The organism is Bacteroidota bacterium, assembly GCA_020402865.1.
Lineage (GTDB): Bacteria > Bacteroidota > Bacteroidia > Palsa-965 > Palsa-965.
In genome coordinates, this window is record JADBYT010000009.1 from 80,434 (window position 1) to 102,672 (window position 22,239).

Here is a 22,239-nt window from a genome sequence, read left to right on the forward strand (position 1 = left end):
AACTAAAAATTCCCCAACAGGCTCTAAAATGGTCTGCACGTACTTCGTGACATGCAGAAAAATTCACGAATATTCGTAATTGCACATTTCCGCAACTGCGATAAAATTACAAAGCCGGTCGTTGCTGACCGGCTTTGTCGTTTTCAATAACAGCGTTTCAAAAAGTGCATGAAGGCGTCTTTAGACCGAAATTCAACCTGAAATAATCGGGACAAACCATATCATCGAGCAATAAAAAAAAATATATTGCATACTTTTAATCCGGTATCCATTACTAATCGCCTAACTTCTCCACAGTCAACATGCAGCGAGTAAAATACCTATACCGCTCAATACTGTTCCTGCTACTGATAATTGCATTTCGTGGTCAGGCAAGGGCGCAGATTGTATATGTAGGAATGTTCAACGGCGATGTTTATGCCGTGGATCCCAATACCTGTAACACGCAGTTTATTGGTAATTCGGGCCTGATTTTATTTGATATTGCCACCTGTGGCGGATTACTTTATGGTACCGACGGAACCAATTTGTATTCGATTGATCCTTTTACCGGTGCATCGTCGTTTGTTTCGGCAATGCCGGTTTCGCTCAATTCGCTGGTGTGCGACGGTAATGGGGTTTTATATGCCGCAGGAACAGATTTATATTCTTACAATACCGCTACCGGTGTATGGACATTTCAGGGCATGGTACCCATGCAATCTGCCGGTGATCTGGCATTTTACAACGGCAACCTTTACCTCAGCGATATCAACAATAACCTGATACAGATTAACCTGACCCCGTTCAGTACACAGATTTCGTGCTTCATTCCCAATTTCCAGTTTTGGGGTATGGGTTCCGTTCCCGGTGCAAGTTGCAATGATCCCGAAATTCTGATTGGCGGCGATTTTAGTTCGCTTTATACGATTAATGCCACCACCGGAGCCACGAGTTTGCTTTGCAATCTTAATCTGCCCGTTACGCCAATAGTGGGTTTGGCCACTGAAATTGTCCCCGTTAACAACAATGGCTTTACCCTTACCTCGCTCACAGCCTCGCCGCTCTGCAACGGCGATTTAACCGGATCGGCAACGGTAAACGTGCAGGGAGGAGCAGCACCCTTTACCTATTTATGGCCCGCCTCAGGCAACACAACCAATTCTATTGCCAATGTTTCTGCCGGCACTTACGATTGCATTGTAACTGATTCCGCCGGATGTATCGATACACTTACCGTAATCATTACACAACCCTCCCCGCTGATTGCCGCCATTAATGCCCCGGCAGGCGGATGCAGCGGCACACAGGCTCAGCTTAACGGCAATGCGGCTGGTGGTACAGGCCTGATAAACTACCTGTGGCTGCCCGGCGCAGTAGCAGGCAATACACTCACGGTTACTCCCCAACAAACCACTACATACACACTTGTGGCTACTGATGCCAACGGCTGTACAGACTCTGCTCAAAGTTCATTTGCGGTGTGGCCAGTACCCGTGGCCGCGTTAAATGTGGCACAGACCAGTGTATGTGAAGGAAGTACGGTAGCATTTACCAGTACATCCACCATTCAGGCACCGGGTGTTATTGCACAATGGAACTGGGACTTTGGCAACGGCAATACCGCTACAGGGGCAAACGTAACGCCCACATTCAATCAGCCTGGTGCGGTAAACGTTTCACTCATTGTTATATCTGCTGATGGTTGCAGCGACACCGTTACACAAAATGCGGTTGTTACGGTAAACATGCTGCCTGTAGCCGATTTCAATTATCAGCTCACAGCTTCATCCGGCTTTAATGGTCAGGTGCAGTTTAATGATCTCTCAACCGGTGCCACAAATTGGTTCTGGCAATTTGGCGATCCGGCTTCCAGTACTTCGGTACAGCAAAATCCAAACTTCACCTACCCCGACCCTGACTGTTACACAATTCAACTTGTTGTTTCTGATGCTGCCGGATGCACCGACAGTACCACAGAGGAAATTTGCTTTGTGCTCGAAACCACACTTTACATACCCAATACATTCACTCCCGGCGGCGATGGGAAAAATGAAATCTTTATTCCCGTTGGCGAAAATATCAGCACCGAAAATTACCTTTTCAGAATATACAACCGGTGGGGTGAAATGCTTTTCGAAACCACATCGCCTGCTACAGGATGGGATGGAACGTACAAGGGCAGTAAAGTACAGATTGATACGTATGTATGGACACTTCAGTATGCCGACGCCAGCAACCGCACCCGCCAGGCAGTCGGGCATGTAAATGTAATTCGCTGATTGCTTAAAAGGACAGACTCCTGTTTATTTGAAATACTGCAAAAACGTTTCCTTATAATTTGCAGAAATATCAATCTGCGAATTATCCTCAAGTATCACATATCCTCCCATATTTTTGTGAAATGATTTCACACATTCGAGATTGATGATGTGTGATTTATGGACACGCAAAAACGGGTAATCGAGTAGTTCATCATAATGTTTCAGAAAGCGGCAGGCCATTTTCTTTGAGCCGTCTTTAAGATGAATATCGGTGAAATTACCATTGCCCTGCAGCCTGATAATATCTTCCATTTTAATCACCTCAAAGCCTTCAAGTGTGGGCAGAATAATTTGCCGTTTACGCACCTGCTGCTCACGAAAATTTGAAACGGCAATCTGGTTACGGTTAATGCTTTCGCGGGCATCAATGTGCTGCGCAGCTTTATCCACGGCTGCAATCAGGTCTTCGATACTCACCGGTTTGAGCAGATAGTAGGCTGCACTCTGGTTGAGTGCACGCAGCGAATATTCGGAAAATGCAGTTACAAAAATAGTTTCGAAATGCAGGTCTTTGCAATTATCGAGAATATCAAACGCATTACCGAAAGGCAGTTCCACATCAAGAAAAACAAGTTGAGGCTTTAATTCGTGTAACACGGCCACCGCTTGTTTTGAATCGTGCGCCTCACCAATTACTTCTACCTGCGGGCAATATTTTTGCAAATAGGCCTTCAGTGCTTCGCGTGCTGAAAGCTCGTCTTCCACGATTACGGCTTGTATGCGGCGCGCTACCATCGGAGAGTTACAATTGTGCCGCTTTCGGTGCCGGCTTTTTCGGTCACTTCAAAGCGGATGGTTGATTTGTACAAATTATTGAGTAAGTCAATTCGCTCCTGCACATTTTTGAGACCAAGCGACTCGTAGCGTTTCTGATTGGCTGTTTTTATGCGCTTGCTTTCTTCGAGGCCGATGCCGTTGTCATCAATCACCGCAAGCAGCAACGTGCCTTCTTTGCGGAAACGGAGTGTGAGCATGCCCTGTGTTTGTTTGTATCGCAGGCCGTGCCAGATGGCGTTTTCGAGGTTGGGTTGCAGGAGCATGTTGGGTATTTGTTCTGCCTCAGGATTAATTGCCGGGTCGATTTCGATTGACCAGTTGAATTTATCGGGGAAGCGCATTTTTTCGAGTTCGAGGTATTTGCGCAACAGGTCAATTTCGGTTGAAAGCGGAATGTAGTCTTTGTTTGAATTTTCCATGATGCTGCGCATCAGGTGGGAATATGAAGTAAGGTATTTGTTGGCCTCTCGTTCATTGCTGGTGGCAATAAACTGGTTCACGCTGTTGAGGCTGTTGAAGATGAAGTGCGGATTCATTTCACGCCGGAGCGATTGCAGGGCGATGAGTTTGTTGCGCCGGCGGATGGAGAGCCAGCCTTTTACAAGTATGCCCAGCAGGGTAAGCAGCAGCAGCACCGAGCCAATAAGTATATAGTTGGAGCGATTCCGGCGGTGCAGCAATTCATCTTTAAGCGTTTGCTGCTGCTGCAACTCCGCTATGCGGGCTTCGTTGAGCAGAAACAGTCGCTTGTCGATAAGACTGCTGTCTCTCGCAAGCAGCGTATCAAGCTGCTGAATAAAGTTTTGTTGCAGGGCTTTTGCCTTTTCGGCTTGTCTGCGGGTGCTGTAAAACGATGTAAGTGCAAGTACACATTGCCGCGCTTCCTTTACGTTGGCATTCTTCACCGCAAGCGAGTATGCATCTTCCAGCACACGCTGTGCTGCATCGGCACTATCGAGTTTCAGATAAATTTCAGAGAGGCTGCGCAGCTGGGCGGCCTGTACTGCGGCAGTTGGTGCTTCGCGCACAATTTCCTTTTGCAGTGTAAGTGCTTCGGGCAAGTTGCTGGAAGCCACCAGCACATCCACCATATTGCTTTTTATCGCCACCGAATTTCCTGCCGGCATACTGTCAATGGCATTCAGCACTTCGCGGTAATTCTCGAGCGCCTGCGTATTGTTGTTGAGCGATACATTGGTATTTGCAATTTGCGTAAGGTTTTCAATCTGCTCACGCCGGTTGCCCGAATTATTCAGCAAATTTGCATTGTTATTCAGATACACAAGCTCAGTTTCGGGCGATGATTTTACCTGCATGCGCCGGGCATCATTGCGGTTGAGTTGTTTGTTCAGTGTATCAGCCGCAAGCAGGGATGCATTTGAATAACTGGAAGATGCCTGCGCAAATTTCCTTTGTGCTTCCTGCACTTTAGCTAATTCGCGGTAATAAGCTGGTAAATTTTTCTGCCCTTTTACCGTTTTTTCCAGTTCAATGGCTTTGTTCAGGTACGCTTCGGCACGCGCATAATCGCCGGTAGTACTCAGGCTTTGGGCAAGCTGAGCATAGTTGTTGGCCAGCTCAGCCGCAGGCTTGTTTTCGGCAATGGAATTAAGCAATTGTGTGGATGCCTGATTAACAGGAAGCACATAATTGCGCTGTGAAGTATCCTGCCGCAATGTATTTTGCGCGGGCAAAATCATTGCCACACACATTACACACATAAAGAAAAAGTAGTTCAGCAACTGCATCGGTACGGGTAAAGATAAACAATAGCCTGCGTAAACGGGCAGTGGAAAGTCTTGTCAAAAAAGACTTTCCGCCGCCCGGTTTGTTCAGTTAAACAATCAATCTTCTTTCCACGCAATCAGATAATTCTCCGTTTTATACAACTGTCCGTTCTGATTGAAACAGCGCCACTCGCCTATCCGCTCGCCCTGTGGCGAATACCGTCCGCATTCTTTCACAATAAGTGGCTGACGTTGCTGATAATAGCCGAGATAAATGAAATTTATATTCGGCGATACAGAAGCGGCCTCATAATAATTCACTTTCAGATGTACATCGCCACCGGGCGCTTTCGATTTCAGTTCAAGCACCTGATCGCCTGCATAAGTTACTTGTATTGAATCGTACATAAGTGTAAGCGAAAGATCACCAAACATACTCATTCCTTCAATCAGCTTACCGGCCACATGCCTGTAATTGGCACGCAGTGAACGATGCAGCGAACCGTGAAAATTACCTGCATTGTAATTGTATTCCTTGTAATACGTCCACGTACCTTCCTTGAGATAAGTAACCAGCTGCGGGCTGCCAAAAAGTTGAACACGGCCGGGACTATATATACTTCTTTGCGAACGACCCAGACTGGCACTGCCCGAAGATGTAACATACTCCACCGGCGAGCTTGCATGAATGGCGGCAGTATTGAGCGCCGTAAGTTCAATGTTCTGAAACCACTGCAGGTTGCCCGGATTGTAAACTTTTTCCTTACCCTGCGCAATGAGTGCGCCGCCTGCATTATACACTTCGGTATATAGCATCGAATCGTTGAGCGGACGACGGACCCACGTCAATGTATCTTCCTTTGTGTAGTTGGTTTTGGTGACCACTTTTCCATCGCGGAAAAGAATTTTTTCGATGATGTTGCCTTCGCGGTCGTAACGGATGCGCAGGCCGTTGAGTTTATCGTTGCGCCAGATTTCGGTGCGGCAAAGTTTATTGGTACCCTGATAGTATTCGGCCCATTGTCCGGTTTTCTTGCCATTTTCGAACCAGCCGATAATCCACGGAATACCTGCTGCAAAATTCTGAATCCATTTTCCGTTCAGTATGCCGCCACTGCCCTCGCCTTTCAGCCATACATAATTGGGATTCCCTTTTGCGGGCTTTCCTGTTTTTTCATCGTCGAAGTAGGCAAGAATTACTTCCGGCTTTTGAGGAATTTCGTGTTTGTTAGGCAGGAAAAAAGCATTAACGAGATACGAATCATACACACCCTGAATCAGCTTGAGTTCTTCAAGTGTAAAACCCGAACACGATTGCCATTCAATTACCGCCGGATCTTTAATGTCTTTTACCCAGATATAATTATCGGCCGCAGCAATTTTGTGGGCAAGGGCATCATGTCCGCTTTTCATCATCAGGTAGCCAACCGCGCAATGCGTATTGTGTTCGTCAATAAACACCGGAATACGATCGAGGCGATAGTAGTTGAGCGGAAACTGTCCGGCTTCGCGGTATTCGCCCAACCATTGCAGCATTTGCATGCGGTTTTGCAATTGTGTTTTGCTGAGGTGCGAAGTCTGATTTCCGTGCAGAATATCGAGCACCGCACCGAGATGCGCCTGCACGTATTCGCGGTCGGAAGTAATGCGGCGCATATCGCCGGCCGGAGCGCGGTGGGCATATTTTTTCCAGTTGGGATTAAATGCGCAAAGCTGCTGGTAGAAACCTCCGGCCAAAGCCGGCAAGGCAACCAAACCTGCGAGAATTGAAAGGAATATCTTTTTCATGGCTCAATTTTGTTGTTGAGCCAAAGATGCGGCAAGCCGGATTGCCTTCGGAAGAAGAATGGGTAAAACCGGGTGGCGACTTGGTGAAATGATCTGATAAAAAACCGGCCTCATTTATATACCGATCGGTATTTTTATTATACTTGTACCCGAAAACAAACTTCTGCATGTCGAAAGCCGAACGCACACGTCAGTATATTATTGAGAAAACGGCTCCCGTATTCAATGAAAAAGGATACGCAGGAACTTCGCTTACTGATTTGGCAGATGCCACCGGTTTAACCAAAGGCAGTATTTACGGCAACTTTGAAAACAAAGACGAAGTGGCGCTGGCTGCATTCGAATACAATTTCTCACGTATAACCGAGTACCTGCGCGAGAAAATATACAGCCGCCAATCGGCCACAGACAGGCTGAAAGTATATCCCGAGGAATACCGGAATTTCCTGAGTCTGAAATTTCTGCGCGCCGGATGTCCGCTGTTAAATACAGCTGTAGAAGCCGACGACACCCACCCCGCCCTGCGCGAAAAAGCCCGACAGGCATTGCAATTCTGGCGAAAATCAATTGAAAAAATCGTTCAGCAGGGCATTGATTCAGGCGAAATCAATCCGAAAACCGATGTACAGGAATTTGTAACGATGCTTACCTGTATTATTGAAGGTGCCGTAATGCAGGCCAAACTTACCGGCCGGAATCAGGAATTGCACATCGCCATGAATTTTCTCGAAAAACAAATCAATGCACTGAAAGATTAATTTTTTTACCATTTAATATACCGATCGGTATTTTTCAAAAGAATATACATTCAATCAAATCAAAAAGAACAGAAAACCAATCATACTAATCAACTACATATCCATCAACAAAAATCATCGTCATGCAACTACGACCTTCTTCTTTCGAAAAAATCCGTTTTCACGACTGCGACATGTTCGGTCATCTGAACAATGCGCGTTTTATTGATTATATGATTAATGCCCGTCAGGAGCACCTTGTGGAGGCTTACGGATTTAATATTCATGATTTTTACCGCAAGCAACTCGGATGGGTAATCAGCACACATGAAATTGCGTATCTGCGTCCTGCCGTATTCGACGAGCGTGTAATTATTGAATCACAACTCCTTCATCTTGGCAAAGATCATTTGTGTGTAGAAATTGCCATGCTCAACGAAGAACGGTCGCACTACAAATCAATTCTACGCTCAAGACTAACCTTCATCAATTTGAAAACCGGTAAAAAGGAACTGCATCCTGAGGAATTTATGATCTGGGCACAGCAGCTGGCAGATAGCGGCAGGCTGGTTGAAATGACATTGCAGGAAAGAGTGGGAATGTTGCTTGGGAAAAGGGATGAATAAAGTTAAATTAAGTATTCATCGGTGAGCAGCCGAAAGATTCAGCCACGGATTGAGAATGAGTAGAGGAAATTAGAATTAGTGTCCGTGTCTCGTACCTAAACCATGTTCAAGCCGTAATTTATTTTCAGTAACGCCAAACCCGGTTTCAATTGTTGAATGCTCTTCCTTGTTGGTCCAACCATGATGCACACCGCCAGCAGCATATCGCTGTTGTGCTATATTTCTTCGGTTATTTCCCTGTTTATTGTGGAGTGCATGAATTAATTCGTGTGCAACAACAATAAATGCAGGTGAAGGTATTTGATGGCCTGCTGTATCAGTATTTGTGTTTGCACCATCGGTCAGGCCACTTTCCATGCCAATAAGGCTTCCCGAACCAGTTCCCCGGCGTTTGAATTTTGCATTACCCAACGCAAGTGCGTTGGCATCAATATTATTTGCTTCGGCTCCAGTCATTATTCCCATTCCCACAAGATCAGGATGATATGGTCTTATATCAATAGGAATATTTCGGCCATCACTGTTATCAAGAAGCTCATTGATAAGACTACGTCCCATGGGTCGACTCATGATACGGGCAAACATGGCTCGGTTATGTCTGGCAAATTCGGGCAAATTTTGATCATGAGTACCAGGGCCATAGCTTCTGGCACGCGTATCCACGTTCACTGTACCTGTATTACGTCGCAATGAATTCCAGTTTTGATCGAGCCGGGTTGATTGCGCAGCTGTCATTCCTGCCCTGTCGGGAGTGTAAAGTCTAAGATTATAATAATGTAAATATTCAATGGCATCAGTATGAGCTGTTTGAATCTCATTAAGCAGTGCATGAATAACATGTTTTTCGGTACCAGCGCCTCCGGGTTGGGCTTTATTGGCTACTAAATAAGCGTAAACCTGATGCTCCATAGTATCTAAGGCTGCCAATACGGCATCAGAATATTGCTGTCTCCCGTAAAACCATGGCCTTCGTTGAGCATGAAATACATTAAGTGCATTAATTATTGCAGCAATATGAGGATCGTGCAAATTACCGGCAACACCATTAATATTATTGGTTAATGTTGCTGAAGTTAACAAACATTGCACAACATGCTGATCAGATCCGATGCTCAACCGCTGAACGCTTTGTGCAATGTGGAGGGGGGAATCAGCTGCTTCATGTTGTTTGAACTGACTTGAATTTTGTTTCCCTTGCAATGCCTGCCGTCCCATTACATCTGCTTCTTTCTCCAGCCCATGATCGTCGTTCACATTCACCTTGCCTTTCATCTGCATGGTAGGCTTCACACGCCCCTGTTTTTGCTGCACCACATGCCAGGCCTCGTGCGGCAAATGTTTTTCCTGTCCGGGCGCCAGATGGATCTGATTGCCCTGTGCATAGGCATGCGCATTCAACTGTGCGGGTTGCGAAGAGTTAAAATGTACCTGCACATCATCCATCGAATGCCCGGATAAGTTTTCGATACCGGTTTTAAGCTGGTCGGGCAGGCCTGTATTGTTGGGCTTATTCTGAACCGGCTGCTCTTTTGATAACTGTGCAGATTCAAGTTGTTTGCGTTGCGCAATTGTCGAAGGCCTGTTATCTGCTAACAAAAAACCTTTCGCATAATGCATACCGGCAGGTTTGGGAGCCTGTTCTGAACTTTTTTTCGGCTGAAACATCGGTTGTATTTATTTATTAATTTTTCGTAAATACTTCACCATTCCAGCTACAACCAGCAGCAATTCGTTTGGATGAAACTGCCGTATTCCTCTCCATTCAAATACAGGTCTGTCGCCCGGATCCGTTTTACTTCCGAAACCACCAAATGCGCGCAGTTCTTTCTTTTGCTGCGGAGTGCCCGGAAAATGCTTGCTGGTAATTAAGTCTTTGCCCTGCGATCTGCGGAAAATGTAACCATCAGAAGGCATCATGTTTCTTAACCACTGACCTATGCTAACCTGATGAAACTGTTGTCCTTGAATTACAAATGCCGGTGAAAAAACCGGTGTTCCCGCATTCACTCCGGGAATGTAAGGGTTGAGTGTTTGAATTACTGCTGCTCGGAAGCGGTTATACCCCAAACTGAGTATCCTGTTTTGATTTAAATACTCTTCAAGCGTGAAGATGATTTTGGAATAGTCGGTGCGTGCCTGCAACAAACCCACTGCCCCCGGCAAGGCGTTATGACCATGCAGGGGTAGCTGAACCAGAATACTTATTACGCTGGCAACCGCTTTCTTTTCAGGACCGGTAAGAAAATGATAATGATTACGCACACTCTGGATCGCATGCTGATAAATAGGCTGACTTACATTTCCAAACGGGTCGGTAGCTTCATAGTTTCTGGCGTACTCTTTATAATGCTGTGGCTGAAGTGGACCAGCTCCATGAAACCAATTGGGCGCTTCACGGCCTAATGCCGAGCCGCTGGTTACCTGATACAATTTATCTATTCTCACACCTCCTGTCATCTGCAGCTGGCCTATTGTAGCTGGATAACCCGTTACACTCAGAAAGCGTGTCCAATTGTATCCATTGATTCGGGCTATTGTATTGGCTTGTTTCCAGTTGTTCACAGGAGGTGCGGTGAGTGCCTGAATATCCAACACAATATTCTGAGTGGCAATAAGCATCTTCTGCAGGTCTTGCGGACTGTGTTCATTGATGGGATCAAGAATAAATTCGACATGTGTTCCTCCCACAGGATCAATATCAGCCGTAATGGAATATCCTTTTTTGCGCAAAATAACATCGCCTTTATTATACGCTATCCAGTTTCCCCCGAAAAAACCGGTTCGCTTTTCCACATCAATACTACCTATTTCATACTCAAACCCTACTTTACGCTGAACCGGATTTTGTGTTTGATTTGAGTTTGTCTGAATCGGAACATTGGGTGTATCGCTATCTGTGACTTTTCTCTGCAATGCCTGTTTTCCCATAACATCCGCTTCTTTCTCCAGCGCATGATCATCGTTCACATTCACCTTCCCTTTCATCTGCATGGTAGGTTTCACACGCCCCTGTTTTTGCTGCACCACATGCCAGGCCTCATGCGGCAAATGTTTTTCCTGCCCGGGCGCCAGATGGATCTGATTGCCCTGTGCATAGGCATGCGCATTCAACTGTGCGGGTTGCGAAGAGTTAAAATGCACCTGCACATCATCCATCGAATGCCCGGATAAGTTTTCGATACCGGTTTTGAGCTGGTCGGGCAGACCGGTATTGTTGGGCTTGCGCTGAACCGGCTGCTCAGCTGATGGCGGCGCTGATTCACTTTTTTTCCGTTGCGCCACAGATGCAGGCCGGTTATCGCTGAGTGCTGCCGCATGCGATGATACCTGTTGCTGAACAGGCAAATATGAACTTGCTGATTTATGGATAGTTGAATGTTTTTCCATGAGATAAAAGTGTTATCCGATTAATTTTTTGGTCAGATAATAAGCGGCCAACCCACCCAACACTGTACCGCCGGTAGCCAGCGCGGTTGCTCCCAATGCACCGTATCCGGCAAGGGTTGCCAATTTGAGTCCTGCAGCCAAACCGGCGGCACCTCCTAACACGCCAACGGAAGCAGGAACCGTTGGGCTGTTTGTTTTAACAGGTTTGGCCGCCAGCGGTGCTTGCTTTATTGCAACAGGTGTTGTCAGATCTAAATTATCTACACCAAGACTATTGGGATTTGGGACACCATCAAACTCCTTGTGTTTTGCACGCAGGTAATCCGTAATCGCTTTCTTATGAACATAGGGAATATCCTGTCCGATAGTTAATCCATGCTGCTGGTAATACTGGGTTACATAAGCTTTCAGATGTTTGTCGTAAGCATTGTGGGCCACGCCCTTGACAATATGAAAAAGTCCGCGAGCAGGCTGTTTTCCGCTTTGCTGTTTTGCGGTTGTGTACTGTGGATTTGTGTTTACCTGCGTTCCTCCTCTGCCAGCCAGAAGCATTTTTCCGTTGTCCTCGCTGTTAATAAATTCATAAGGCCATCGAAGTATTTTTGTAGCGTATGATGCAGAAACCAGATGCTGTGCTTCCTGGCCGGTTCCGGTTGACTGGCTTCCTTTCCAATTGGCAAATGAAACGCCCTTTTTTTGTTCTGCTTTTGCAATCACATCGTTAACCGTATCGGTTGAATTTTTGACCACATCTTTACAAAATCTCACAATAGCAAGCCATTCCGCATCACCATCCAATCTTTCACTTCCTACTTTACCAGACTGGTATTTACTTTTTTCTGTGGTCCATAAATTCGTGTATGATACCAGTTGCACAGGCGTTCCATCGGATACAGACCTTGCACTTCCTATACTTTTCTCCATACTTACCTGATCCCATTTTGCCTGAAACAGGTTACGAAGCGCGTTGGATGCTGTCCGGTTATCGGTAAGTGATGCGCTGCTTTTACCAGTATGCAATGCTGCCAGTTGCATTGTATTTCTCGTTTGCGATATATATGGCCTGATCATCTTACATGGTATTATTTTATCGATTTAAACACGACGAAAGCGAGGCCAGCTGAGCAGGCTTTCGGGAAGGGCTCTGCTCATGATCAGGCCTGTTATCAGGGCGATGAATTGGCGATGTATTCATTGTGTTTACTTTTTGGAATTTGGCGTTGTTCTTTGTATGCTGTGTGCAAATAATTTCTCAGGGCACTAATTCATAGACATAGATGTAACTGGTATTTTTCGCTTGCGTAAACGTTTCATGATCCGGTACACTTCTTCCGTGAATATCATCATGCTTGTGCCAGCTATCAGCATTACTTCGCACAAACGATGTATAATGACCACCGCCAAATCCCTTTCCTTCATGGCTGCTGAAATGAATGAGCCGGTAGCGTATATTCTGCCCTGCAAGTACTCCGGTAAGACATACAGGCGGAATGGTGAGCAACAGCGGTGCTGTGACTGCTTTATTAAGTTTAATTCGTCCCTGGGGTGTTTGTAAAAAACGCTTCAGGTTAATAATGAGAACGTTGGGCAATCTGTTGAATCTTACTTGTTTGGTTACCCGCTTCTGCCGGTAATCAACATCCGGCTCTACCCTTGAATAATGACGTAAGGCATCGGGAATACTAGTTATCGCATCACTATTGATTTCGAGCTGCAGCGTAGTTTCATTTATATTATGGTCTGACGGGCCGAAACTATTGTCGTGTGCTGCCCCGAGGTGGCTATTCTGCCCGATGGTAATGTTGTTATCGGGCCTGAGATACTGCAATAAACGAGTAAGCACTTCAGCGGCATCCTGCTGTACACCCCAACTGGCCGGTTTTGTTGACACATCAACAACCATTGGCTCTACTTTCTTGCTTGTTGAACTGGTTGAAGAAGATACAGATACCGGCGTTGTTTCGGCAACTAATTTTTCGGCTTTTGCCTTTGCAGAACTTTCGAGTGCCTTTACCGGAACTATCACTTCATTTGCGGGTAAGATTTGTCCGACCTGCCCGAGAAAAGTCATTACATAATTAATATCATACTTACTGATCTTCGCATCTGGCTTTCGCAAACGGGTTGCAAGTTGTCCGATTCTGCTATTTTGCTGAATTGCCATACCCCGTGCCTGATCCTGCCGGCGAAGGTTAATATCCACAAGCGGGTCATCTTCAAGCGGAACATCACGGTCAAAAAGTTGCAGTAACTGATTATGGCTGGCGAATAAATGTACGATTGCAGCGATGTAACAGCTGTTTAAAATATGTTCAATGCGTCCGGTAGGATAAGCATAATGAGGTTCATGCCGCCAGTCATCATTCTCTGATTCACTACTGCTTAAAGAAGAGTCATCAGAGCTGCTGTGTGTACCTTCAGAACTATCGTCATCGGAAGAATCACCACCGGGTTTGGGTTTCACGGCCGTGGCTCGTTGAACGCCCACCTGATTAAATTTAATGCCACTCGCATCTTTCAGACTTACCTGTTCATCATCTGTCCGGGTAAATGCGTTGCCGCTTTTGGTTAGATGGTATCGAATACCATTTACTGTTATCTGCTCGTTTTTTCCGATAACTGCGGTTAACGAGGGAGGAGTATTGAAACCTGTAATATTGGCATCCCAGCCTTCAACATAAAATCTGGGAACTGCCGTGAAACTGTCCACAAGCAATCTTGCTGCCTGATTTTGCTGATTGCTGGACTCGCTGGCATTTACTCCGGTGGTAATTACTACCGTCCATCCGGCGTCGCGCAAGCCGGAAATGATGCGTTTCAGGTTCTTATAATCAGATTGTTTCTCAGCGTCGTTTTCATAAATAGCCGGAAAATTAATTCTGAAACTAACATATCGTTCAAACATATACTGTGCCTCACGCCAGCTTCTGAGCCCTAAAGCTTTACTCACCTCAATCCAAAAACGTATAAGTTCAGCGGTAAGTTCGCGTGCACATCCTACACAAGTTGAACGGTTAAGTGTAAGCTGCAGTCGATTGACAGAAGAATGAAGAATTTGTTCCGGGGTGTTTTTATTTTTTTTAATTGAGGCAACCAGTCGATTAATGAGATTCACCCAACCGACAGAACTAATTGTAGTTTGTTCGGCGTGGGTTGACGTATTGAATCCGGTAGTGAGTCCTTTAGGAACAGCTCCGCCAATGAGTTCAGAAGCAGCTGTTGGAATCTTTTCCTTTAATAAATCGGCCTTAATACTTTCACGTGCTTTGGCGGCCGATTGTGTTTTCTCAATTTCTTCTGGTGTAGCTCCGGCATTGGAACTGCTGCCAAAAAGAATTCCCTCTACATGAGGTCTGATTGACGTTGATAATAACTGCTGTAATTCCTTATAAACTCGATCACGCTCAGTAATACATGCAATCAATTTCTCCCCTTTCAAATTCTTTGAATTGACTTCATCATTCAATTTCTTTAATTGTGCAAATAAATTATCCCTAATTACTAACGATGGTTTAATTTTTCCCCATACATCACGCATACGTTTGCGAATTGCGCGGATGTTTGCCTGCCCGTTAATACTCCTCGGCACAAGCCTTCCGTTTTTGAAAAGCATGAGATAGGTATCAGCATAAGGTAAGCCGGTTACCAGATAATGGAATCTGGCATTATCGTCAATACCATATACATGTGACCGGCCCGAAACAGCTCCCATTACTGCAGGATATTTCTTCAATCGTGTATCCGGCTCTGATTCATCATCGCTCAGTTCTGAGTCAGCCACATTATCAAATGTATTCACTGCTGCTTTTTCACCTTTATTCTTCCTTTTCCGCGAAGGAGCAGGACGAACCGAACTGATTGTGGCAAAATACTGGCTGCTATCTTCTTTCGCTTTACCAATAGCTTTTCTAAACCCAGCCGATTCACGACGATTAAACAAAGAAAGATGTGTATTGAACCATTCATTCAAATCAGCAAGTTCCTCTTCCGGAATCGGTTCAGTAGGTTTACTTTCACTCAAACGCTTCAAGGCCGATGCTTTATCCCATTCCTTCTTCACATATACCGGAGCTGAGGAGCCGGCTTTGTCCTTCCCCTTTTCTAAATCATCATCTGATAACTCGCTATCTTCTGATGAAGTACCATTTTCGGAATCATGTACATCTTCTCCCGAAAATCCGTCTGAGTTGTCGAGTTCATCAGCTTCATCTGACGACTCAACACGTTGTTTATTATGCGCCGGTGGACGTGTAGGATCAAAAAGGTCATACGCAGGATTATCAGCCTGAACATAGAATTCGTTCCCATCATCGTCTCCAAGCAGATATTCGAGTTGACCGCGAAATACGTGATCATTCAGAATAACAAACTTTTTCCCATCTTTCCGGATAACCTTTTTCCCACGATTTAACATCCCTCCTGGACCTATAACCCGTTGAACGACTCCGGTTAAACGATGATCAGATAAATAACCTGAGGGCTGTTGCATGGATGCACTTTCTTCAGAAAAATCAGCATGATTGCTGCCTGAATCAGTATCCGGAACTGAAGCTTGTTTTAACTGTACAGCAGATGCTCCTTCTGCTACTTGGGATCGGCCAGCATTAGTCTGCCTATTATCTTCGAAAAAAAATCCCGAGCTCTTCTGCTGCACAGTATCAGAATCCTGTGTCTGAAAATCAGGTACAGTTGTATTCGGCTTATGTGCGTGTGTTGAATGCATCGGTATAGCTTAACAGGTTCTAGGTTTATTGTGGCCGGTTGGGGCGACGCCGGCGGGGTTTTCTTACCTCTTCTTTTTCTTCGATCAGCACAACTTTCACCGGAGGTTTATACAGTTTCACTTTTACCGGCCCTTTGGCTCCGGAATAATCTATACGTGAGCAAAAAGGTTCCTTATCGAGTGTGTGTTGCAAGCGTGTCAATCGTGGATCTGTGTAGGGTAGTTTAATTACACGCCCTGCAAGCAGATAAATGAGCAAATAATTCATCGAAGGCAACTCTTCGAAAAGATCTTTGTTCAGACTGGCATGTGTACGTCCCTCATCAAACCCAAGTGGTTCATGCGAATGAGAGATCTGAACAAGAAAAAATGCTTTAATAATCGGTTTCAGTTCATTGATAAATATTTGCATAAAAGAATCCACATCACACTGTGGTAAATCGAAGACAAGAAAAAGCCTGGAGTCTGTGATAAGATATCCAACCAGTACATTTCTGAACTCTCTTTGATGAAGGGTATTGTTTAATCCACGTGCGATCATCGACTTTACATCAGCCACGGTGAATAATTTTTTCCACGAACCGATACGCAACATTACATTTCCAAGCCGGGCATACGGATCATATTTCGGCGAAACTTCTTCAAAAAATATTTTTTCGATATCTCTCATGCAGTTCAGGGAAAGCTTACCAATGTTTTGTGACTCTTATTCATTTCCTTTCTGATCCCGTCAATCAGCTGAGTGCGTGAAATGGTTGTATTTCCTGATTTTGCAGCTGTAATTGCACAAAAACGGAGTACATTAATGATTGATCCGCCGGCCAGTTCAAACTCTTCAGAAATTGGCAATAAGTCGGCTTCGTTATCAAGCCGGAAGTGACCTGAAAATGCATTTTTCCAGAGCCTGAGGCGTTCTTCGGCATCGGGCATACCGAAGTAAATGATTGACTGAAATCTTCGGGTAAATGCCTCATCCATATTGGAGTCGAGGTTAGTGGCGAGAATTATTGTTCCCGGAAAATCTTCGATGCGTTGCAGCAGGTATGCTGTTTGCTGATTCGCGAAACGATCGTTACTAGAATTTGCTGCTGTTCTTTTCCCGAACAATGCATCAGCTTCATCGAAGAATAGTATCCACTGTTTATGCGCTGCAATATCAAAAACCTTAGCCAGGTTTTTTTCGGTTTCACCAATGTATTTTGAAACCAGCATCGACAAATCGATCCGAAACACATCGCGTCCGGAAGCTTTACCGAGCAGAGACGCTGTGAGTGTTTTCCCTGTACCCGGCGGCCCATAGAACAAGGAACGGTAACCGGGTTTGAGATGTCGGTTTAATCCCCATTCGTTCAGAATTGTATCACCGTGTTCAAGCCAGGTTTGTATTTCAGAAACCTGTTCCATCGTTCGCGGATCGAGTACCACATCATCCCAATTAAGACGCGTAGTTATTTTCTGCGCGGGAAAAGAATCGCTGTTCTCGGGTGCAACATGCCGGCCGGTAAGAAAATAGTGATACCAACTTCGATCAAGCAATAAAATGCCAGAAGTTTCGGTAAGATTTGCTTCGTGATCGGGTATTTGCAAAATAGCGTGCTGATACAACTCGTTCGAATGATTAAGCAGTTGCATAGCATGGGTTCTCCATTCAGGTGTATTGCCGGCAATGAGGAAAACAAGTGTTTGCCCGGTAGGGACAAATCCGCTGTGCGATTTATCGAGAACACCTCCGAACTCCGTAAACCCGCGATCATACAACTGATTTTTCCCAAAGAAAATATCAAGTACTTCGGGTTTAAAATGAGGAGCCATTGCCAGCACAAGTGCCAGCCTGCCAAACCGGTCGAGCTGATACTTTCTCACTGTCTGCGCATAAGGCGATTCATCATCGTCCAGATCAGGCAGGGGTAAATCATACCAGTTCATCTCATGGCCTTCCTGCACAAGATAGGTTCGGATGACCTGATTGATCACAGCTTCCAGCCAGTCTGTTTCGGCTTGCAAGGTGAGTATGTACTCCGGATTATTCATGCCTTACAAATAGTTTAGCAAGATCATCGAGCGAAAAATCAGCCCATTTGAAATAACGCAGGGCGGTATTGGGATTCAACTGATTGGCCTGCATCATATCGAGCAAACTGGCCTGAGCCTGCATCGGCACCGGTGCATTGCCCCGGTTTGATGGAGTGAACTGAAAATCGAAATAATCAGCAGCCCAACTGTGACGATCGGTCATTTGCATGATCAGCTCACCAATGAACACATCCAGTGGTTCGTCCTGAACAACCAGTTTTTTTGCGCGGAAGAACGAAGGAATTTTACCCGTTTCCCGGTTGTAATATTCAATCCCCTTCGTTTGTACCGTGTACGATTGCTCCATGCCGAAAATTTCCGTCAGTCCGAAATTTTCCACATCCGTGGCAATTTCAAGTTCTCCTTTGTGCGCACCACTAATTGCCAATGTCCAGTCAGCCGCCGCAACTGTCTCAGTCACCACATAAAGTTGCCTGAATGAATAAACAGTTTGCGTGAGTTTGATGATGAGTGCATTTTGAAGCTCGCTCCAATTGAGCATTTTCACAGACTCCGGCAAACCCGACTTGAACAGATAACTGCCTGCATCGGCAAAACTGATGATCTGGCGACTGAACTGAAAATTTCCGTCCACCGGATGATGACCGCTTCCCCGGCCAGAATACGATTTTGAAACGCCCTCACTGAAGTTCCACATTACCGGATTTTGCCCGATTGCATATCCGAAATCGACATCTTCACGTAGCACAAGGCCGGCTTTGAAAATATTTCCAAGCAGGATAAATTCGCCGTTGCGCAATTGAAAGAAATCGCCGGGAAAAACCGTAACGCCAAGCACACCCGAAGGCACAAAACCTCCGGTACGCTGATAACAGCCTCTGAAAAAATTCTGGTAAACACTATCCATAGCTAACTGGTTTTAGCCACCGTCCCGATTGAATTTTCGGGACGGTGGCTGGAAAATGGATCAGGAAGCCAGCGCGGCTGCATTTCCGGCTGCCAGTCCGGCCTGCAGCGATTGCAGCGTGAGCGTAGCCTGTGCGAGATCGATCTGGCTTTGGTTCAACTGGTTTTGTACCATATTGGTGGCGTTGTACAATTCCCAGTAGTGATTATCCCAATAATCAAAACAATTTTGCACGGCGGTTTTGAGACCATCGCTCTGTTGCCCCAGAATGTACTGATAGGTGCCGTTTGCCTGAAAGTATTCAAGTGCAAACGAGGCCTCTGCTTCAATACTGGATGCCTGCGCAGTAAACACCGACTGCATGGCCGTCATGCACAATGCAATGGTGTTATTTGCATCGCTGCCCAATTTATTGAGCGCACTCACCAGATCATCAGAAACCAGCGGATTTAATGCTTTTTTACGAGCTACATTAACTGCCAGCTTGTTGATCAGTTCAACCGAGTAAATCAGTTTATTCATCACTTTCGCAATGTTATCTGCCACACGGGTTGTTTTGATGTTCGCCTCTACCGATGCATTAAATGCGTTAAACGAATTGGTTTGCAAATCAGAAAAATTCTGAATAACCTGATTCAGACTATTCACATTATTCAGTGCATTTGTCCGGTTGGTATCAGCCTCAGCAAGCCGGGTCTGAAAATTGGCGAGTTTGGAAGTGTAAGAAACAACAATCGACTGAAACTGATCGACTTGTTGCTGCGCCTCAAGCACCTGCAGTGTGAGGTTGTCGAGTTCCGATTTTTTCTTTTCGGTCACTCCATAGCGTCTTCTAGGTGTTGTTATTGACATAGCTGTATGGAATTAGATGATTATTGGGCTGCTTCTGCACCGGGTTCAACAGGAACCGGATTAATGGTAATACCTTCGTTGGTAATGGTAAATGTGCGGGTATCCATTTTACCTGTCCAGGCGCTATTGAATACGTTTGCATTCTCCTCGCTTCCGGAATCATTATTCATGGAAAGAATTACGGGCATGTAAGACTGTCCCTTTTCCAAAAGATTCCCGAATATATCTGTAGTTCCTTCACCAAAACCGAGTGAATAGGAGAACGTGGACATACTTGCCGGAACAACAGCGGAACTTGAACTGGAATCGGAAGAAGATGAAGAAGAACTGCTATCAGGAGCAAGCGGAGTAGATAACACTGAAAGATAATTGCCCGCACTTACCTGTTCTGCAATAGTGAGATTGAATACGTAACCCACGTCAAATGCCGTTTTGGGGAACGCCCCGTATCTACCCGATGTTAACAGATTGGTGCCGATCAGATTCCTCAACGCGGCATCACGTTGTTTGTTGAGTTTGGTAATTTCAGCCTGCAGGTTTGCAGCATCCTGTGCAGAGATACCCGGCACGGCAAGCTGATCTTCCAGGCGATCGATCATCGGATCATACTGGGCAGCAATTTTCATTGATTCAGCAATCTGCTGCTCCAGATTCCGGATATCTGTCTGATCCATCATGCCGCTCTTTACAAACCCGTTTACCGGCAAAAACATCAACCGGTAATCCACACTGTATTGCTGAAATTCACTCACCGTGAATGTAAATGAATAGGGCTGCGTGGCACTGGTGTCTGTTAATGGCTTATCAGGAGCCGCTGCTTCCAGCTCGCGTCTGCGCGATGCTCGTGTACGTGAAGACGAAGAGGTGGAGGAATTGCTGGACGAAGACGAAGAAGAAGAATTTGACGGAGCAATGTTGTACGTCGTAATATCAGCAGCCTGCAACTGGTTCGTCAATGCGAAGGTGGGTGAGAAAGCCGAGAGATAATCTTCAAATACATTGATCCGCTTTTTGTATGCTTCCTTGTACACTGCAACAATGAACACTACATAATTAGTGCCCATGGCCACCGGATCGCCGTCAGTATCAATCATCGGGGATCCGCCTGCCTGAAAGAAATCAATATCCACTTCAATCGCTCCGTAAGGGTTCTGTACAACCGTGTAGCTGATTGCTGAAGATGACGGTGAACTAGATCCTGAACTGGAACTGGAAGCAGAACTGGCTGAACTGTTGGAAGCCAGCGGCAAATTTGCGTTATCTGCAAAAGACGACGGTAACAGCACATACTGACTTTTCGATCCGTTGGTGAGGATATTTTCAGCATTAACCAGCGAAAAAGTAAATTTCGCCTGATCTTTGGCCAGCATGATGTAGTAATTCTTCACCGGAGAAACATCCGGATCTTTAACTTCATGTGTTACCGTTGAATTGTGGGTATAAATATCCCACCAGAACGGATTACGGATCGGATTGAAGGAAATTTTACGGCTGGTATCAGGATTCAAATCGGTGGGCTCATTATTTCCGCCAAGCCAGGTAACCCCAAGATCAAGATTGAGTTTCTGGTTCACTGAATAATATGCCTTCACAGCACCCTTATATTCAATATCCACATCCGAGAAATTTCCTTCTGCCTGTTGTTCAATTACGCTGGCAGCGGCTACATCGAGTGTATCCTGCAAAACGTTCTGTGATGCAGCATTAAAATCGCCGGTTGAAGTGGACAGAAAATTACTCAGGCTGGTATTTGAATTTTTGGCTTTATCGAGAATAGCCTGAGTAACCACCTCTGCAGTATCAATTGATGACTGCATGGAATGATCAGACATCGTTTCGGCGTGATAGGCTGTTTCACCGATATGGTGGTGTGCATCAGCTGTCAGCTTATAGATATCGGAATCGAAATCGGCAGCATTTACAATGCTATATACTCCGCCCATATCGCGCGAAAGCCGCACAATTGCATCAGTAGCCACCTGCACATTAGCCGCAGCAACAGCAGTATTGCTGATCGACTGCTTCATGGAGGAGGTTGCCTGTGTGGCGGAGCTCAGCATATTGGTAGAAATATTGGATGCCGAAACTGTGTAATCGTTTATTCTTTTCTTCAGGTCGAGGTCAAGCCGTGCATGTTTGAGCTTATCCGATGCGTCAATGGTTGCTCCCTGCGCATGGAAAAGTGTGAACATAGATGCGATGGCCTGCCCGTGGATTGTCTTCTTGTTCACTTCCTGCGTGGAAAGCGACGAGACAATTGAATTGTGCAGATTGTCGTTATACGTGTTCATGCTTGATAAATTTGATTTGAGTACTCAATTAATTATGTGGGTAATATTTTTGCTGACAAAAGTTCTTCAACTACTGTCCATTTTCTT

The 22,239-nt window shown here is 45.5% G+C and carries 15 protein-coding genes; 3 read left to right on the forward strand and 12 right to left on the reverse strand.

What is annotated here, in order from left to right:
- The first annotated feature begins 302 nt into the window (after window positions 1–302).
- Window positions 303–2,261: a gliding motility-associated C-terminal domain-containing protein gene (locus IM638_07670; GenBank protein ID MCA6362901.1), complete on the forward strand. Its 1,959-nt coding sequence runs from the start codon at window positions 303–305 to the stop codon at window positions 2,259–2,261.
- Between the two features lie 24 nt (window positions 2,262–2,285).
- Here IM638_07670 and IM638_07675 read toward each other — a convergent pair whose 3' ends face one another.
- The 3 genes from IM638_07675 to IM638_07685 form a co-directional block, all read right to left on the reverse strand.
- Window positions 2,286–3,038 carry a response regulator transcription factor gene (locus IM638_07675; protein MCA6362902.1) on the reverse strand — a complete coding sequence of 251 codons (753 nt, stop codon included), beginning with the start codon at window positions 3,036–3,038 and terminating at the stop codon, window positions 2,286–2,288.
- Window positions 3,032–4,828, reverse strand: a complete 1,797-nt coding sequence (locus tag IM638_07680; protein MCA6362903.1) for a histidine kinase — start codon at window positions 4,826–4,828, stop codon at window positions 3,032–3,034. The genes IM638_07675 and IM638_07680 overlap by 7 nt, the downstream gene beginning before the upstream one ends.
- 96 nt (window positions 4,829–4,924) lie before the next feature.
- Complete coding sequence (locus IM638_07685; GenBank protein MCA6362904.1) at window positions 4,925–6,595, reverse strand: hypothetical protein; 1,671 nt, start codon at window positions 6,593–6,595, stop codon at window positions 4,925–4,927.
- A 167-nt stretch (window positions 6,596–6,762) separates the two neighbouring features.
- Between IM638_07685 and IM638_07690 the strand changes: the two genes are divergently transcribed.
- Both IM638_07690 and IM638_07695 read left to right on the forward strand, forming a co-directional pair.
- Window positions 6,763–7,353, forward strand: a complete 591-nt coding sequence (locus IM638_07690) for a TetR/AcrR family transcriptional regulator (protein ID MCA6362905.1) — start codon at window positions 6,763–6,765, stop codon at window positions 7,351–7,353.
- A 122-nt stretch (window positions 7,354–7,475) separates the two neighbouring features.
- Window positions 7,476–7,958 (forward strand): acyl-CoA thioesterase, encoded by a 483-nt coding sequence (locus IM638_07695; GenBank protein ID MCA6362906.1) that lies wholly within the window; start codon window positions 7,476–7,478, stop codon window positions 7,956–7,958.
- Window positions 7,959–8,033: 75 nt separating this feature from the next.
- Here IM638_07695 and IM638_07700 read toward each other — a convergent pair whose 3' ends face one another.
- The 9 genes from IM638_07700 to IM638_07740 form a co-directional block, all read right to left on the reverse strand.
- On the reverse strand, window positions 8,034–9,623 hold the full coding sequence (locus IM638_07700; GenBank protein MCA6362907.1) for a DUF4157 domain-containing protein: 1,590 nt from the start codon (window positions 9,621–9,623) through the stop codon (window positions 8,034–8,036).
- A 9-nt stretch (window positions 9,624–9,632) separates the two neighbouring features.
- The gene (locus IM638_07705) at window positions 9,633–11,345 is read right to left on the reverse strand and encodes a DUF4157 domain-containing protein (protein MCA6362908.1); all 1,713 of its coding nucleotides are present in this window, start codon (window positions 11,343–11,345) and stop codon (window positions 9,633–9,635) included.
- Window positions 11,346–11,357: 12 nt separating this feature from the next.
- Window positions 11,358–12,380, reverse strand: coding sequence for a hypothetical protein (locus tag IM638_07710; protein ID MCA6362909.1), 1,023 nt, complete (start codon window positions 12,378–12,380; stop codon window positions 11,358–11,360).
- 217 nt (window positions 12,381–12,597) lie between these two features.
- Complete coding sequence (locus IM638_07715; protein ID MCA6362910.1) at window positions 12,598–16,068, reverse strand: hypothetical protein; 3,471 nt, start codon at window positions 16,066–16,068, stop codon at window positions 12,598–12,600.
- 25 nt (window positions 16,069–16,093) lie between these two features.
- Complete coding sequence (locus IM638_07720; GenBank protein ID MCA6362911.1) at window positions 16,094–16,738, reverse strand: hypothetical protein; 645 nt, start codon at window positions 16,736–16,738, stop codon at window positions 16,094–16,096.
- 5 nt (window positions 16,739–16,743) lie between these two features.
- A complete protein-coding gene (locus IM638_07725; GenBank protein MCA6362912.1) occupies window positions 16,744–18,099 on the reverse strand; it encodes an ATP-binding protein in 1,356 nt (451 codons plus the stop codon).
- On the reverse strand, window positions 18,092–19,009 hold the full coding sequence (locus IM638_07730; GenBank protein ID MCA6362913.1) for a hypothetical protein: 918 nt from the start codon (window positions 19,007–19,009) through the stop codon (window positions 18,092–18,094). The genes IM638_07725 and IM638_07730 overlap by 8 nt, the downstream gene beginning before the upstream one ends.
- A 60-nt stretch (window positions 19,010–19,069) precedes the next feature.
- Entirely contained in the window at window positions 19,070–19,861 is a 792-nt protein-coding gene (locus IM638_07735; protein ID MCA6362914.1) for a hypothetical protein, read from the reverse strand.
- A 20-nt stretch (window positions 19,862–19,881) separates the two neighbouring features.
- Window positions 19,882–22,152: a hypothetical protein gene (locus IM638_07740; GenBank protein MCA6362915.1), complete on the reverse strand. Its 2,271-nt coding sequence runs from the start codon at window positions 22,150–22,152 to the stop codon at window positions 19,882–19,884.
- Window positions 22,153–22,239: the final 87 nt, after the last annotated feature.

Bases quoted from the DNA above. Each gene is read 5' to 3' on its own strand.
- IM638_07685 (MCA6362904.1), bottom strand. From the start codon at position 6,595: ATGAAAAAGATATTCCTTTCAATTCTCGCAGGTTTGGTTGCCTTGCCG.
- IM638_07700 (MCA6362907.1), bottom strand. From the start codon at position 9,623: ATGTTTCAGCCGAAAAAAAGTTCAGAACAGGCTCCCAAACCTGCCGGT.
- IM638_07720 (MCA6362911.1), bottom strand. From the start codon at position 16,738: ATGAGAGATATCGAAAAAATATTTTTTGAAGAAGTTTCGCCGAAATAT.
- IM638_07715 (MCA6362910.1), bottom strand. From the start codon at position 16,068: ATGCATTCAACACACGCACATAAGCCGAATACAACTGTACCTGATTTT.
- IM638_07670 (MCA6362901.1), top strand. From the start codon at position 303: ATGCAGCGAGTAAAATACCTATACCGCTCAATACTGTTCCTGCTACTG.
- IM638_07740 (MCA6362915.1), bottom strand. From the start codon at position 22,152: ATGAACACGTATAACGACAATCTGCACAATTCAATTGTCTCGTCGCTT.
- IM638_07675 (MCA6362902.1), bottom strand. From the start codon at position 3,038: ATGGTAGCGCGCCGCATACAAGCCGTAATCGTGGAAGACGAGCTTTCA.
- IM638_07690 (MCA6362905.1), top strand. From the start codon at position 6,763: ATGTCGAAAGCCGAACGCACACGTCAGTATATTATTGAGAAAACGGCT.
- IM638_07710 (MCA6362909.1), bottom strand. From the start codon at position 12,380: ATGCAACTGGCAGCATTGCATACTGGTAAAAGCAGCGCATCACTTACC.
- IM638_07680 (MCA6362903.1), bottom strand. From the start codon at position 4,828: ATGCAGTTGCTGAACTACTTTTTCTTTATGTGTGTAATGTGTGTGGCA.
- IM638_07695 (MCA6362906.1), top strand. From the start codon at position 7,476: ATGCAACTACGACCTTCTTCTTTCGAAAAAATCCGTTTTCACGACTGC.
- IM638_07735 (MCA6362914.1), bottom strand. From the start codon at position 19,861: ATGTCAATAACAACACCTAGAAGACGCTATGGAGTGACCGAAAAGAAA.
- IM638_07725 (MCA6362912.1), bottom strand. From the start codon at position 18,099: ATGAATAATCCGGAGTACATACTCACCTTGCAAGCCGAAACAGACTGG.
- IM638_07730 (MCA6362913.1), bottom strand. From the start codon at position 19,009: ATGGATAGTGTTTACCAGAATTTTTTCAGAGGCTGTTATCAGCGTACC.
- IM638_07705 (MCA6362908.1), bottom strand. From the start codon at position 11,345: ATGGAAAAACATTCAACTATCCATAAATCAGCAAGTTCATATTTGCCT.